12 protein-coding genes are annotated in these 13208 nt (G+C 65.0%); 7 read left to right on the top strand and 5 right to left on the bottom strand.

The features are described 5' to 3' along the window. Positions 1 to 2 precede the first annotated feature (2 nt). From ACREYQ_RS06765 to ACREYQ_RS06755, 3 genes are all read right to left on the bottom strand, one after another. Positions 3 to 950: a branched-chain amino acid ABC transporter permease gene (locus ACREYQ_RS06765; RefSeq protein WP_432259982.1), complete on the bottom strand. Its 948-nt coding sequence runs from the start codon at positions 948 to 950 to the stop codon at positions 3 to 5. Positions 951 to 1150: 200 nt separating this feature from the next. Next, entirely contained in the window at positions 1151 to 2401 is a 1251-nt protein-coding gene (locus ACREYQ_RS06760; protein ID WP_432259981.1) for a branched-chain amino acid ABC transporter substrate-binding protein, read from the bottom strand. 138 nt (positions 2402 to 2539) lie between these two features. After that, positions 2540 to 4165 carry a 3-(methylthio)propionyl-CoA ligase gene (locus ACREYQ_RS06755; RefSeq protein ID WP_432259980.1) on the bottom strand — a complete coding sequence of 542 codons (1626 nt, stop codon included), beginning with the start codon at positions 4163 to 4165 and terminating at the stop codon, positions 2540 to 2542. 457 nt (positions 4166 to 4622) lie between these two features. Here ACREYQ_RS06755 and ACREYQ_RS06750 point away from each other — a divergent pair, with 457 nt between their 5' ends. The 6 genes from ACREYQ_RS06750 (at position 4623) to ACREYQ_RS06725 (ending at position 8859) form a co-directional block, all read left to right on the top strand. Continuing rightward, a complete protein-coding gene (locus ACREYQ_RS06750; protein WP_432259979.1) occupies positions 4623 to 6194 on the top strand; it encodes a protein adenylyltransferase SelO in 1572 nt (523 codons plus the stop codon). Between the two features lie 105 nt (positions 6195 to 6299). Beyond that, the gene (gene msrB / locus ACREYQ_RS06745) at positions 6300 to 6740 is read left to right on the top strand and encodes a peptide-methionine (R)-S-oxide reductase MsrB (RefSeq protein WP_432259978.1); all 441 of its coding nucleotides are present in this window, start codon (positions 6300 to 6302) and stop codon (positions 6738 to 6740) included. A 61-nt stretch (positions 6741 to 6801) separates the two neighbouring features. After that, positions 6802 to 7341, top strand: a complete 540-nt coding sequence (locus tag ACREYQ_RS06740) for a septation protein A (protein ID WP_432259977.1) — start codon at positions 6802 to 6804, stop codon at positions 7339 to 7341. A 50-nt stretch (positions 7342 to 7391) separates the two neighbouring features. Next, a complete protein-coding gene (locus ACREYQ_RS06735) occupies positions 7392 to 7718 on the top strand; it encodes a BolA family protein (protein ID WP_432259976.1) in 327 nt (108 codons plus the stop codon). A 4-nt stretch (positions 7719 to 7722) separates the two neighbouring features. Beyond that, positions 7723 to 8517, top strand: a complete 795-nt coding sequence (locus ACREYQ_RS06730; RefSeq protein WP_432259975.1) for a peptidylprolyl isomerase — start codon at positions 7723 to 7725, stop codon at positions 8515 to 8517. Positions 8518 to 8559: 42 nt separating this feature from the next. Beyond that, complete coding sequence (locus ACREYQ_RS06725; RefSeq protein ID WP_432259974.1) at positions 8560 to 8859, top strand: hypothetical protein; 300 nt, start codon at positions 8560 to 8562, stop codon at positions 8857 to 8859. 22 nt (positions 8860 to 8881) lie between these two features. Here the strand turns inward: ACREYQ_RS06725 and ACREYQ_RS06720 are convergent, their stop codons facing one another. Together ACREYQ_RS06720 and ACREYQ_RS06715 are read right to left on the bottom strand one after the other, a co-directional pair. Beyond that, entirely contained in the window at positions 8882 to 9658 is a 777-nt protein-coding gene (locus tag ACREYQ_RS06720) for a creatininase family protein (protein ID WP_432259973.1), read from the bottom strand. Then, positions 9655 to 11055 carry a purine-cytosine permease family protein gene (locus ACREYQ_RS06715; RefSeq protein ID WP_432259972.1) on the bottom strand — a complete coding sequence of 467 codons (1401 nt, stop codon included), beginning with the start codon at positions 11053 to 11055 and terminating at the stop codon, positions 9655 to 9657. The genes ACREYQ_RS06720 and ACREYQ_RS06715 overlap by 4 nt, the downstream gene beginning before the upstream one ends. Before the next feature lie 797 nt (positions 11056 to 11852). On the opposite strand from ACREYQ_RS06715, the gene ACREYQ_RS06710 reads away from it, so the two are divergent. Further along, the gene (locus tag ACREYQ_RS06710) at positions 11853 to 13169 is read left to right on the top strand and encodes an IS110 family transposase (RefSeq protein ID WP_432257995.1); all 1317 of its coding nucleotides are present in this window, start codon (positions 11853 to 11855) and stop codon (positions 13167 to 13169) included. The last annotated feature ends 39 nt before the right edge of the window (positions 13170 to 13208 follow it).

Raw genomic sequence — 13208 nt, 5'->3', positions numbered from 1 at the left:
CGTCAGCTCTCCCGGGTTCCCATCAGTCCACGCGGGCGGAAGATCAGCATCACCACCAGCAACAGGTACGGCAGCACCGGCGCCACCTGGGCCACCGTGAGCTTCCACAAGGCATAGAACGGCGTGGCGTCGCTGACGGCCAGCCCCAGGCTGGTCATCAGCCCCGCCAGCGAGGCGTCGATGGTGACCGCGAAGGTCTGCAGCACGCCGATCAGGATCGACGCAATGAACGCGCCCACCAGCGATCCCATGCCGCCCACCACCGCCACCACGAACACGATCGACCCGACCGCCGCCGCCATCGACGGCTCGGTGACGAAGGCATTGCCGCCGATCACCCCGGCCAGCCCGGCCAGCGCGGCACCGCCGCCGAACACCATCATGAATACGCGCGGCACGTTGTGGCCCAGCGCCTCGACCATTTCCGGGTGGGTCAGCGCGGCCTGGATCACCAGGCCGATGCGGGTGCGCGTCAGCACCAGGTAAATCGCCACCAGCATGCCCAGCGACACCAGCATCATGAAGGCGCGGTACTTGGGGAAGGACGAGGTGAACACCGTGAACAGCGGACCATCCAGCACCTCGGGAATCCGGTACGGCACCGCCGCCAGGCCCCACACCAGCTTGACGCCCTCTTCGATCAGGTAGGCCAGGCCGAAGGTAAACAGCAGTTCTGCGACGTGGCCGAACTTGTGCACCGTGCGCAGGCCGAAGCGCTCCACCAGCGCGCCCGCGCCGGCCACCAGCAGCGGCGCGAAGATCAGCGCCGGCCAGAAGCCGACCTTGCTGGCGATGGTGTAGGCAAAGTAGGCGCCCAGCATGTAGAAGCTGGCATGCGCGAAATTGAGCACGCCCATCATGCTGAAGATCAGCGTCAGGCCCGATGAGAGCATGAACAGCAGCAGCCCGTAGCTGATGCCGTTCAGCAAAGAGATGATGAAGAATTCCACGGCGTGTCCTTCAAGCTGGTGCCGCCATGCGTGGGCATGCCGGCATCCGTCCGGTTGGATTGAGGGTGAGCGCCTCCCTCCGGGGGGCGGGAGCCGCCCCGGACGCTCCCCGTATCGACCGAAAAATACGACCGAAAAGACCGAAAGTATGCAGCCCGGGCGGCCACTTTGTCAGCGTGGCCGGCCCGCCATCGGCAGGATCAGCCCGGCCGCTTCATCTGGCAGGAGGTCGGCTGGGCCGACACGTACTGATCCATCAGCGCATTGGTCTTCCAGCCGTAGCCGGTGTTCTCCTGGTCGTACTTGACGTCCTTGCCGTCAACCTTGGTCCAGGTGGCGACGACCAGTGGCTGCTGCGCCTGGTGGTCGGTGTTGCGCATCTCGACCGCGCCGTTCATGCTGTCGACCTTGATGCCCTCCAGCGCCTTGGCGACCTTGACCGGGTCGGTCGAGCCGCTGTCCTTGAACGCCTTCGACAGCATGGCGATGCCGGTATACGAGGCCATCACGTAGAAGTCATCGTTGTACTTTTTCTTGAAGCCCTCGATGACGTCGGCGCCCTTGAAGCCCTTGTTGTTGGGGTTGTAGTAGCCGACGTACTTGACGTGCTCGGCGCCGGTCGGGCCCATCGCGGTGGGCACGCCGGTGGTGCCGGCGTAATAGGTGTAGTAGTTGGTGGTCAGGCCGGCGTCCTTGCCCGCCTTGATCAGCAGCGCCAGGTCGCTGCCCCAGTTGCCGGTGATCACGGTATCGGCGCCGGAGGCCTTGATCTTGGCCGCGTACGGGGCAAAGTCCTTGACCTGGGCCAGCGGATGCAGGTCCTCACCCACGATCTGGATGTCCGGGCGCTTGCGCTTCAGGTACTCCTTGGCCGCGCGTGCCACCTGGTGGCCGAACGAGTAGTTCTGGTTGATCAGGTAGACCTTCTTGACGTTCGGGTCCTTGGCCAGGAAGGTGGTCAGCGCCTCCATCTTCATGTCCGAGTTGGCGTCGAGCCGGAAATGCCAGTAGTTGCACTTGGAATTGGTCATGTCCGGGTCCACTGCCGCGTAGTTCAGGTAGACGATTTCCTTGCCCGGATTGCGCTCATTGTGCTTGGCCACCGCGTCTTCCAGCGCCATCCCGACCGACGAGCCGTTGCCCTGCACGATATAGCGGATGTTCTGGTCGACCGCCTGCTTCAGGATGGTCAGGCTTTCCTGCGGCGACAGCTTGTTGTCAAAGCCCACCACCTCGAACTTGTGCGCGCCGGCCCAGCCCTTCTGGTTGGCCATGTCCGCAACATACTGCCAGCTCTTGAGCTGGTTCTGCCCAACTGGAGCCATCAGCCCCGACAGCGGATCGATAAAGGCGATCTTCACCGTATCCGCGAGTGCGGCACCCGAAACCAGCGCAGAACCGACTGCGGCAAACATGGCCGCACCGGCCACCAGCGGACGCATCTTGGTCATACCTGTCTCCTTCACTCTTTTCGTTGGCTTGTCGTTGATGGCGGCTGGCCGCGCGCGTCCTCCGTCGCGCCCCCGGCCCGCCCCGGATGCGCCACGCCGCAAGCTGGCATGGCGCACCGGACTGCGGCTGTGCCGGCCTCAGGCAGTCGGCAGCTTGTAGTCCTTGAACTGCTCGCGCAGCTTGAGCTTCTGCATCTTGCCGGTCGCGGTCAGCGGGATCTCGGTGACAAAGGCCACGTCGTCCGGAATCCACCACTTGGCGACCTTGCCTTCGAAGAACTGCAGCAGTTCCTCGCGCGTGACCTCGGCGCCGGGCTTCTTCACCACCACCAGCAGCGGGCGTTCGTCCCACTTGGGGTGGTAGGCCGAGATGCAGGCCGCCATGTGCACCGCGGGGTGCGCCGCGGCGACGTTCTCGATATCGATCGACGAGATCCATTCGCCGCCGGACTTGATCACGTCCTTGCTGCGGTCGGTGATCTGCATGAAGCCGTCGGCGTCGATGGTGGCGACGTCGCCGGTCGGGAACCAGCCGTCGACCAGCGGGCTGGCATCGTTGCGGAAGTAGCGGTCGATGATCCACGGGCCGCGCACCATCAGGTCGCCGAAGGCCGTGCCGTCCCACGGCAGCTCCTTGCCGTCGCCATCGACGATCTTCATGTCGACGCCGTAGATCACGCGGCCCTGCTTTTCCTGGATCTTGTGGCGGTCGGCGTCGGACAGGCCCTGATGTTTGGCCAGCAGCTTGCATGAGGTGCCCAGCGGCGACATCTCGGTCATGCCCCAGGCGTGGATCACCTCGACGTCCAGCGCCTCGAGCGCGCGGATCATCGCCGGCGGCGCGGCCGAGCCGCCGATCACGGTGCGGTGGAAGGTCGAAAACTTCAGCTGGTTCGACTGCACGTGCTGCAGCAGGCCCAGCCACACCGTCGGCACGCCGGCGGAGATGGTCACCTTCTCCTGCTCGAACAATTCATAGATGGAGGCCCCGTCCAGCCTGGCACCCGGCAGCACCAGCTTGGCGCCGACCAGCGGCACCGAGTAGGGCAGGCCCCAGGCATTGACGTGGAACATCGGCACCACGGGCAGGATCACGTCGCTGGCGGAACAGCCCAGCGCGTCCGGCATTGCCGACGCATACGAGTGCAGCACCGTCGAGCGGTGCGAATACAGCGCGCCCTTGGGGTTGCCGGTGGTGCCCGAGGTGTAGCACAGGCTCGATGCCTGGTTCTCGTCGAACTGCGGCCATTCGTAGTTGCCGTCCTGGGCCTCGACCAGTTCCTCGTAGCACAGCAGCGGCACTTTGGATTCGGCCGGCATATGCGCGCGGTCGGTCATCGCCACCCAGCCCTTGACGTTGGGGCAATGCGGCGCGACGCCCTCCACCAGCGGCAGGAAGGTCAGGTCGAAGAAGACATAGCTGTCTTCCGCGTGGTTGACGATATAGGCGACCTGCTCGGGGAACAGGCGCGGGTTGACGGTATGGCAGACGGCGCCCATGCCGGACACGCCGTAGTAGATCTCCAGGTGGCGGTAGCCGTTCCAGGCCAGCGTGCCGACGCGCTCACCCGGCTTCACGCCCAGGGTGCCCAGCGCCTGCGCCAGCTTGCGGGCGCGCAGTTCGCAGTCGCGGTACGTATAGCGATGCAGGTCGCCCTCCGTGCGCCGCGAGACGATCTCGGTGCTGCCGTAGTAACGCGCGGCGTGTTTGATGATGGAGGAAATGAGCAGCGGCGCGCTCATCATTTGACCCATCAATGCCATGTACCTGCCTCCTGAAAGTCTTGTCTTTTCCGTCAAAAAACGAACAACCGTACTATTTTTTGGCGGTCGTTCGCATGCATGGAATCAGCATCGGGCCGATCCAGTTGTGCACTGCCGTACTGTCGTCGCGTTGCTGTGTGTTGCCGTCGTCGCGTGCTGCTGGTCGTCGGGCCGCAATTCTGCGGAAGTCCATGCACCGGATTCATGTGCGCACTGAAGGCGGAAAATAACCGTGCGGTGCATGGCGGCATTACTCGGCAGAGAGCGGTCGAGTGCCGTTGAGGACGTACAATACTGCGTGGCATGTTGCACCTCAACATGTCGTTTTCCCTAGCCACCATCGCATTTTCGTGCCCTCGGCATGCCGCGCCGCACCGCCTTTTACACGGTTCCCGGCACATCGACGACCGCACGGAATTCGCACCGCCCCACTTGCGCCCCGATGCGCCCCTACGCGATGCCAGACACGCTCCAGCCACAAGCCACGCAGCCCGCCGACGCAACCACGCCGGACACGTTGTCCGCGCCCTTCCGCACCGCGCCCGGCTTTGCCGAACTCGGCGCGCAGTTCTTCACGCGCCTGCGTCCCACGCCTCTGCCGTCGCCGTACCTGGTGAGCGTGGCGCCGGCCGCGGCGGCGCTGCTCGGCTGGGACGCCGGCATCGGCAGCCGGCAGGACTTTATCGATGCCTTTGTCGGCAACCAGGTGCCGGACTGGGCCGACCCGCTCGCCAGCGTGTATTCCGGGCACCAGTTCGGGGTCTGGGCCGGCCAGCTCGGCGACGGCCGCGCCATCCGCCTGACGCAGGCCGAGACCGCCACCGGTCCGTGGGAAATCCAGCTCAAGGGCGCGGGCCTGACACCGTACTCGCGCATGGCCGATGGCCGCGCGGTGCTGCGCTCGTCGATCCGTGAGTATCTTTGCTCCGAAGCCATGGCTGCGCTGGGCGTGCCAACCACGCGCGCGCTGTCGATCATGGGCTCGGACGCGCCGGTGCGCCGCGAGACCATCGAGACCGCCGCGGTGGTGACGCGGCTGTCGCCGACCTTTATCCGCTTCGGGCACTTCGAGCACTTCGCCGCGCACGACGACGTGGCCGCGCTGCGCAAGCTGGCGGACTTTGTCATCGACAACTTCATGCCCGCGTGCCGCGACCATGCCCAGCCCTACCAGGCGCTGCTGCGCGAGGTTTCGCTGCGCACCGCCGACCTGGTCGCGCACTGGCAGGCGGTGGGCTTCTGCCATGGCGTGATGAACACCGACAATATGTCGATCCTGGGCCTGACCATCGACTACGGCCCGTTCGGCTTTCTCGACGCATTCGACGCCAACCATATCTGCAACCACTCCGACACGCAGGGCCGCTACGCCTACAGCCAGCAGCCGCAGGTGGCATTCTGGAACCTGCACTGCCTGGCGCAGGCCCTGCTGCCGCTGTGGCTGCCACCGGACGATGCCGACCAGGAGGGCGCGCGCGACGCCGCCGTGGAAGCCGCGCGCGCCGCGCTCGACCCGTTCCGCGACCGCTACGCCGCGGCGTTCTTCCGCCATTACCGCGCCAAGCTGGGCCTGCGCCCGCCCGCGGGCGGCGACGACAAGTCCGACGAGCCGCTGCTGACCAGCCTGTTCCAGCTGCTGCATGGGCAGCGCGTGGACTACACGCTGTTCTGGCGCAAGCTGTGCGGGATTTCGTCCGCCGACGCCTCGCGCGACGCGCCGGTGCGGGACCTGTTCCCGGACCGCGCCGCCTTCGACGCCTGGGTGGCCGACTACCGCGTGCGCCTGCGGGCCGAGCCGTCGCACGATGCCGCCCGCGCACTGGAAATGCTGGCGGTCAACCCCAAATACGTGCTGCGCAACCACCTGGCCGAGACCGCCATCCGGCACGCCCGCGACAAGGACTTCAGCGAAGTGGACCGGTTGCTGGCGGTGCTGTCGCGCCCATTCGACGAACAGCCAGAGGCTGAGCATTACGCGGCGCTGCCGCCGGACTGGGCATCGGGACTGGAGGTCAGCTGCTCATCGTGACGCGCCCTGCACGCCGGCGCCGGCCGGTGTAAGGTTGGCGCAGTTCGCACGACCAACGCCTGACCTGAGGAAACCCTTCAGACGAAGACCCGCCGAGGACAAACCATGACCACCACCAAGAGCGACGCCGAGTGGCGTGCACAACTCTCCGACATCGAATACCGCGTGGCCCGCGAGTCCGCCACCGAGCGTCCCTTCACCGGGCGCTACTGGGACCACTGGGACAATGGCATCTATCATTGCGTCGGCTGCGGCACGCCGCTGTTCGAATCCGCCACCAAGTTCGACGCCGGCTGCGGCTGGCCCAGCTATTTCCGCCCGATCAACGGCGAGGTGATTGCCGAGCATGTCGACCACAGCCACGGCATGACGCGGGTCGAGGTACGCTGCAAGGAATGCGGCAGCCATCTGGGCCACGTTTTCGAGGACGGCCCCGCCCCGACCGGCCTGCGCTATTGCATCAACTCGGCTGCGTTAAAATTCGACGATCGCGACCCGGCACAGCGTGCGGCGGATGATGCCCACGGTGCCGGCAGCGGCGACTAACCCCGGCGCGACCCGCAGCGCCAATGCCCCGGCAAGGACGCCGGACACAACCTGGTACCGCATGAAATTCCTGTTCGACCTGTTCCCGGTCATCCTGTTTTTTGCCGCCTTCAAGCTGGCCGACATCTACACCGCCACCGCCGTGGCCATTGGCGCCACGGTGCTGCAGATCGGCTGGGTCTGGTTCCGCCACCGCAAGGTCGAGCCGATGCAGTGGGTCAGCCTGCTGATCATCGGGGTCTTCGGCGGCGCCACGCTGGTGCTGCACAACGAGACCTTCATCAAGTGGAAGCCGACCGTGCTGTACTGGATGTTCGCGGCCGCGCTGCTGGGCTCGGTGATCGGCTGGCGCAAGAACCTGATCCGCGCCATGATGGAAAAGCAGGTGACCCTGCCCGATGCCGTGTGGACGCGGCTGAACGCCGCCTGGGCCGGCTTCTTCGCCGCCATGGGCGTGCTCAACCTGTATGTGGCCTATCAGTTCTCGACCGAGGCCTGGGTCAACTTCAAGCTGTTCGGCAGCATGGGGCTGATGCTGGTCTTCATCGTTGCACAGAGCGTCTGGCTGTCGCGCCACATGCCCGAGAACAGCCAGGACTGACAGCCCTGCCCCCTTTTTTCCCCGCAGCCCCGAACCGAAGGAAACCATTGATGGCAGCCGATCCCGCCACGATCGAAGCGATGCTGCGCGAAGCGCTCGCCCCCAGCCACCTCGCCGTGCGCGATGACAGCGCGGCCCACGCCGGGCATGCCGGCGCCGCATCCGGCGGCGGACATTACGACGTGACAATCGTCAGCGAGCGCTTTGCGGGTCACAACCGGGTTGCCCGACACCGCATGGTGTATGATGCGCTGCGCGGTCTGTTCCCCACGCAGATCCACGCGCTCGCCGTGACTGCGTTCACCGACCAAGAGTATCAATCCCGCACACAATCCTTCGCACCATCACGCGATTCTTCCAGCAACTCTCAGACCTGATTCCATGAAGACCACCGTCCTCTCGTTCAGCCTGGCGGCTGTGCTTGCTGCCGGCAGCCTGCCGGCCTTCGCCCAGAATGCCGCCGTGGTGAATGGCAAGGCCATTCCGTCGGCAAAGCTGGACAAGTTGATCGCCGGCACCGGCCAGCCCGACAACCCGGAGCTGCGCACGCGCGCGCGCAACATGCTGATCGACCGCGAACTGCTCTCCCAGGAAGCCAACAAGCGTGGCCTGACCCAGCGCGACGACGTGCAGGAGCAACTGGAACAGGCTCGCCTGAACGTGTTGGCCGGCGCGGTGTTTGAAGACTACGTCAAGACCCACGGCGCCAGCGACGCCGAGCTGCTCAAGCAGTACGACAAGATCAAGTCGCAGTTCGGCATTGGGAAGGAATACCACGCCCGCCATATCCTGGTGGAAAAGGAAGCCGACGCCAAGGCGATCATCGCCAAGATCAAGGGCGGCGCCAAGTTCGAGGACATGGCCAAGGCCTCGTCCAAGGACCCGGGCTCGGCCGCCAACGGCGGCGACCTGGACTGGGCCAACAGCAGCAGCTACGTGCCTGAGTTCTCGGCAGCGATGACCGGCCTGAAGAAGGGCCAGATGACCGATACCCCGGTCAAGACCCAGTTTGGCTGGCACATCATCGAACTGGTCGACACGCGCGACGCCAAGATCCCGTCGTTCGAAGAGGTCAAGCCGCAGCTGACGCAAATGCTGATGGGCGACCAGAACTGGCAGCGCGAGCAGTTCCAGGCCATGATGAAGTCGCTGAAGGACAAGGCCAGGATCCAGTAAGCATCGGCCCGGTCGCCCCCGCCGGTCCTGTCATATCCAAGGATGCAGCGCGTGGAGTCGACTGGCCGCTACTGGCAACTCTGGTATCTCTCGTCCCGGGGCATGTGCTATTGCGCACTGGCCTGGGCGACCCTGGACGGCGCCGCCCCTGGCTGGCGCCGGCTCCATCCGCATCTCCCCCTGCGTGACCGTTACGCGCCCGAGAAGATCCTGCACGCCGCGGTGGCGTACAGAGAGGCTCGCGGCGAGATCAGGCCGCCCTCTGGTTTTGAAGCCGGGCGCATGCTGACTTATGCGTATGCGTCGTGGAGTTCACGCTTGCGCGCGCCGATACCGGACTGATTCGCCCTTTACCATTTGCCCGTTACCGACGGCGATCGTAACGCCACCCTTCGTCGTCAAGCTGCCTGATACTGCCGACCACCAGCCCCACCAGGGCGTCAAGCATCTTGCCGCCCTTCTCCGCGCTGGCCCGCGTAGGATCGCCCGTGGCACCCGTCGCGGAAACTTCAGCGATATCCCACATGATCTGCACGCGCTCGCCAAGGCGGATGCTGTCGTCGGGCATCTGGCGCACGGCCTTGCTCAGGTCGCACAATTCCGGGCGCACCGCCATGGTGATGGAGGTTTCGCCTTCGCCGCCGTGCCCCAGCCCGTCCCACTCGGCGAAGAAGCCGTCCCCGAGCACATTGCCGACCACGTACCACCAGGCGGGCATATAGGCGAACACGGCCTCGGGATGCCGCTGCTTGACCTTGCGCTGCGCAATTTCCAGCGGCGCGATATTGCCGTCGTGGCCGTTCAGCACAAAGATGTGCCGGATGCCGTAGGCAAGCAGGCTCTCGAACATATCCTCGGCGACGGCCGTCACTGTCTCGAAGCGAAGCGAGATCGCCATCGGATTGGCGTTGTAGTGCATCGAAGTGCCGAACGGCACGCCCGGGACCACGACGGTGCGGGCGAGCCGTTGCGCGGCCTGCCGGGCCACTTCGGTGGGAACGAACAGGTCCGGCCCCAATGGCAGGTGGCCGCCGTGGCTTTCGCAACTGCCGAAGACCGTGATCGCACTGTCGATGTCGCCGGCGGCAAACATGGCCTCCAGCTCGGCCGTGGAGAATTCATTCAGGAAGACCTTCTTCATGATGCCCTCTGCGCCAGCGGGCGCGGCTTCGCGTTCAGTATCGGGTGCAACAGCAGGTACAGCAGCACGGTGGCCAGCAGCGCCACCAGGCCGTTCGGCCAGGAAGCCAGCCACTGGTTCAGCTCGAGGCAAAGCCCCAGCATCATGCCGATCAGCGCCGAGCCCACGCCAGCCCGGTTGAACGCAGGCTGGGTATTCAGTTCGCGAACGTCATAGCGGCCCTTGTGCTTGACGTAGTAGTCCGCCAGCAGCGGGCCGGCCAGCGGCGGCGCCATGATGCCGAGGTAGTTGATGAACTGCGCAAAGAGCATCTGATAGAAGCCGAGCGCGCCGAGCACGGTGCCGGCAAGGCCTGCCACCAGGACGAGCTGCCTCTTGCCGACCTCGATGCCGCAGGACTGCAGCACGGGACCTGTGTAGAGCGCATTGCAATAGAGCTCGGCATCGTTGGTGGTCCATAGCGACAAGGTCCACGTGACTGCGCCCGCCAGTGCCAGCAGGAAGCTCTTTTCCAGCATCCACGACACGTAGTTGTACTCACCGACGGTGACGGTGCCGATATAGCCGACGATATTGAGCAACGGATTCGTCAGCAGGAAGCACGCGGCCGAGCCCAGCCACACCGCGCGGGCGTTCCGGCTGAAGCGAAACAGGTCGACGCCCATGATGGCGCCGGCAATCCAGCTCCCCACCAGCATGGTGACGGCCGACGATAGCGGCAAACCGCCCTTCTGCGAGGAGGCCGCGATAAAACTGCCGAGCCCGCCGCCCTCGTCCAGCATGCCGATGCCGACCAGCACCGCGATCAGCATGATGACGGGCGCCACCGGCACCGCCAGGCGCTCCAGCCCTTTCATGCCGGACATGGAAGTCGCGGTGAACAACAATCCGCAGAGCAGGCATGCCGCAAAGACCTCCAGCGTAATGGGGGCGATCGGGTACCCCATCCGGCCCGGGTCGAGCACCACGATGCCGCTCGGGTTGCCGATGAAGGCTCCCCAGATATCCCCCACCATGCCCGTGATCGCCGAGAACCAGCCCAGCGTCAGCAGCCCCATCGCCAGCATCGGCAGGTTCATGCCTTTTGCACCATAGGCATAACGGCACAGCAGGGCCAGGCTCAGCCCGGTTCGTTGCGCGATGACGCCCAGCAGCGAGGTCAGCACGAACAGGATGCCCATGCCGATGGCAATGGCCAGCAACGCCATGGGGAAGGAAACGCCCGCGCCGCCCGCCGGCCCGGCCAGGGTGCCGCCGATAAACAGGCCGGTGGCAACGTAGCCAAACCCGACCCACACCATCACCTGCTTCCAGGTCGGCCTGCGCGCATCGGGCGGGACCGGGGCGAACATATAGTCGGCATCGGGTGCCGGGGACGACTGCGCCTTCTGCTTCATGACTGGATCTCCGATTCAACCATTGCGGCTCGGGCAAAAGGCCCGTATCCGATCGTGAGTCAGCACAAGCGTATCAACGCATAAACGGCAGGAAATGCGGAAGATTCCAAGATCCGGCAGGAAATGGCCGCCGCGATCCGGGCAACGGCTGCGCGCATCGCCGAAAAACTAAAAAGCCACCGGCGCTGCCGGTGGCTCTGAGGGGGCATACCTGTAACGGGCACTGTGGGAGCGTGCCAGGCGCAATGGGCTACAAATAACCCTTGGGGTACTCCCTCTCCCGCTTGCGGGAGAGACCGATGCACGCTGGCCATGCCGACTTGGTTCCAAGAACCGACACGTCATTCCCGCGAAGGCGGGGACCCAGTGGCTTCAAAGACGCTGGATTCCCGCCTGCGCGGGAATGACGGAGTGGGGTCAACGTTCTAAAAAAAACGGTTCCTGGGTAGGGTTGGGGTGAGTGCCTGGCGCATCGACGAAGTCATACCGTCGGTATGCCTGCGCCTGCCCTCACCCCCTGCCCCTCTCCCGCACGCGGGAGAGACCGCCGCATGCGGCCCATGCCGACTTGCCGTACCAGGAACCAGTACTACAGTGGTTGATACTCGGCATGACGCGCAGTGTGGCCGCGTCCCCTCTGGTGCACATTCTGTCGCCCGTGGGAGAGACTGGCTCCGGCAGATGACATTCGGCTTGTTTGGTGAGCGTTGTTAGCTTCCCGCTAGGTAGGTTTGTTTCCATTTTTGTGTCTACCGGGCACGTTGGCGCCGAGCCTTCCGAGCAAGAGGAGGCCGCAGATGAAAACGCTACCGATATTGGATGAACGCGCCACCGGCATCGACGTGGGCAGCCAGAAGTTGCACGTGTCCATCGCGGGTGACACGCCACGGGTCTTTGGCACCATGACCCAAGACGTGTCGATGCTGATCAACTGGCTGCGTGATGAAGGCGTGCGCTCGGTGGCCATGGAGGCGACCGGGGTGTACTGGCTATACCTGTACGGCGCGCTCGAGGCCGCCGGCATCACGGTTCTGGTGGTCAATGGCCGGCAGGTACGCAATCTGCCCGGACGCAAGACCGACATGGCCGACTGTCAGTGGCTGGCCACGCTGCATGCGCACGGTCTGCTGCACTCCGGCTTCGTGCCCCCGGCCGCCATCCGCCGGCTGCAGGACTATTTGCGCCTGCGCCAGGATCACATCACGATGGCCGCTAGCCACGTGCAACACATGCAAAAGGCGCTCGAGCGCATGAACATCAAGTTCCATGCGGTCATCAGCGACCTCACCGGTGTCAGTGGGCTCAAGGTCATCGAGGCCATCCTGGCCGGTCAGCGCGATCCCGCCTGCCTGCTGACGCTATGCGACGTGCAAATCCGCAAGCACAAGGCCGATCGGGTCAAGGAATCGTTGCGCGGCATGTGGAAGGACGAACATCTGTTTGCCCTACGCCAAGCCTTTGAGGGGTGGCAGTTCTACCAACACCAGATCGCCGAATGCGATCGCGCGATTGAACAGGTGCTGCACGAGCTCAGCGGCCCGCACCGTGACGACGATCCGGCGGCCTCGCCGGCCAAGCCGGGTGGCACGCATACGCCCAAGATCGACGGCCTGCACCGCATGCTGCTGCAACTGTGCGGCGGCAATGATCCCACCCAACTGCCGGGGCTGGCCGACTACTCGCTGCTGCTGGTCATCGGCGAGGTCGGCACCGACTTGAGCCGTTGGCCCAGCGAAAAACACTTCACGGCGTGGACCGGGCTCGCCCCCGGCGCCCATCAGAGTGGCAAGCGCCATGGCCACCAGTCCCGCCACCGCAACCGCACCGGTGAACTGTTCTGCCACATGGCACGCAGCCTGGCCAACAGCGTAGACAAGGCCCTGGGCGGCTTCTATCGCCGCCTCAAGGCCCGCCGGGGCGGACTCATCGCCAACAAGGCGCTCGCCCGCAAGCTCGCTGCCTTGTTCTGGCAGACCATGGTCAAGGGCGCAGACTACGTCGAAAAAGGCCTGCGGCATTACCAGGCCCGCGCCGCGCAGTCCGAACAGTGCGTACTGCGCAAGCTCGCGCTGAAACATGGTCTGGCTCTCGTGCCAGTAAAAACAATGGGTTAGCGAAGGTTCCTAGGTAGGGGAGCAATCCGGCAGCGCTTG

It is taken from the genome of Cupriavidus sp. TMH.W2, assembly GCF_050847365.1.
Lineage (GTDB): Bacteria > Pseudomonadota > Gammaproteobacteria > Burkholderiales > Burkholderiaceae > Cupriavidus.
The sequence above is the reverse complement of the archived record's forward strand: the minus strand, read 5'-3'. Positions and strand labels throughout refer to the sequence as shown.

What these genes read in the sequence shown, in the direction of transcription:
- ACREYQ_RS06760 (WP_432259981.1), bottom strand. Translation starts at nt 2,401, where the DNA reads ATGACCAAGATGCGTCCGCTGGTGGCCGGTGCGGCCATGTTTGCCGCA.
- ACREYQ_RS06725 (WP_432259974.1), top strand. Translation starts at nt 8,560, where the DNA reads ATGCAGCGCGTGGAGTCGACTGGCCGCTACTGGCAACTCTGGTATCTC.
- msrB (WP_432259978.1), top strand. Translation starts at nt 6,300, where the DNA reads ATGACCACCACCAAGAGCGACGCCGAGTGGCGTGCACAACTCTCCGAC.
- ACREYQ_RS06720 (WP_432259973.1), bottom strand. Translation starts at nt 9,658, where the DNA reads ATGAAGAAGGTCTTCCTGAATGAATTCTCCACGGCCGAGCTGGAGGCC.
- ACREYQ_RS06715 (WP_432259972.1), bottom strand. Translation starts at nt 11,055, where the DNA reads ATGAAGCAGAAGGCGCAGTCGTCCCCGGCACCCGATGCCGACTATATG.
- ACREYQ_RS06740 (WP_432259977.1), top strand. Translation starts at nt 6,802, where the DNA reads ATGAAATTCCTGTTCGACCTGTTCCCGGTCATCCTGTTTTTTGCCGCC.
- ACREYQ_RS06750 (WP_432259979.1), top strand. Translation starts at nt 4,623, where the DNA reads ATGCCAGACACGCTCCAGCCACAAGCCACGCAGCCCGCCGACGCAACC.
- ACREYQ_RS06755 (WP_432259980.1), bottom strand. Translation starts at nt 4,165, where the DNA reads ATGGCATTGATGGGTCAAATGATGAGCGCGCCGCTGCTCATTTCCTCC.
- ACREYQ_RS06710 (WP_432257995.1), top strand. Translation starts at nt 11,853, where the DNA reads ATGAAAACGCTACCGATATTGGATGAACGCGCCACCGGCATCGACGTG.
- ACREYQ_RS06730 (WP_432259975.1), top strand. Translation starts at nt 7,723, where the DNA reads ATGAAGACCACCGTCCTCTCGTTCAGCCTGGCGGCTGTGCTTGCTGCC.
- ACREYQ_RS06735 (WP_432259976.1), top strand. Translation starts at nt 7,392, where the DNA reads ATGGCAGCCGATCCCGCCACGATCGAAGCGATGCTGCGCGAAGCGCTC.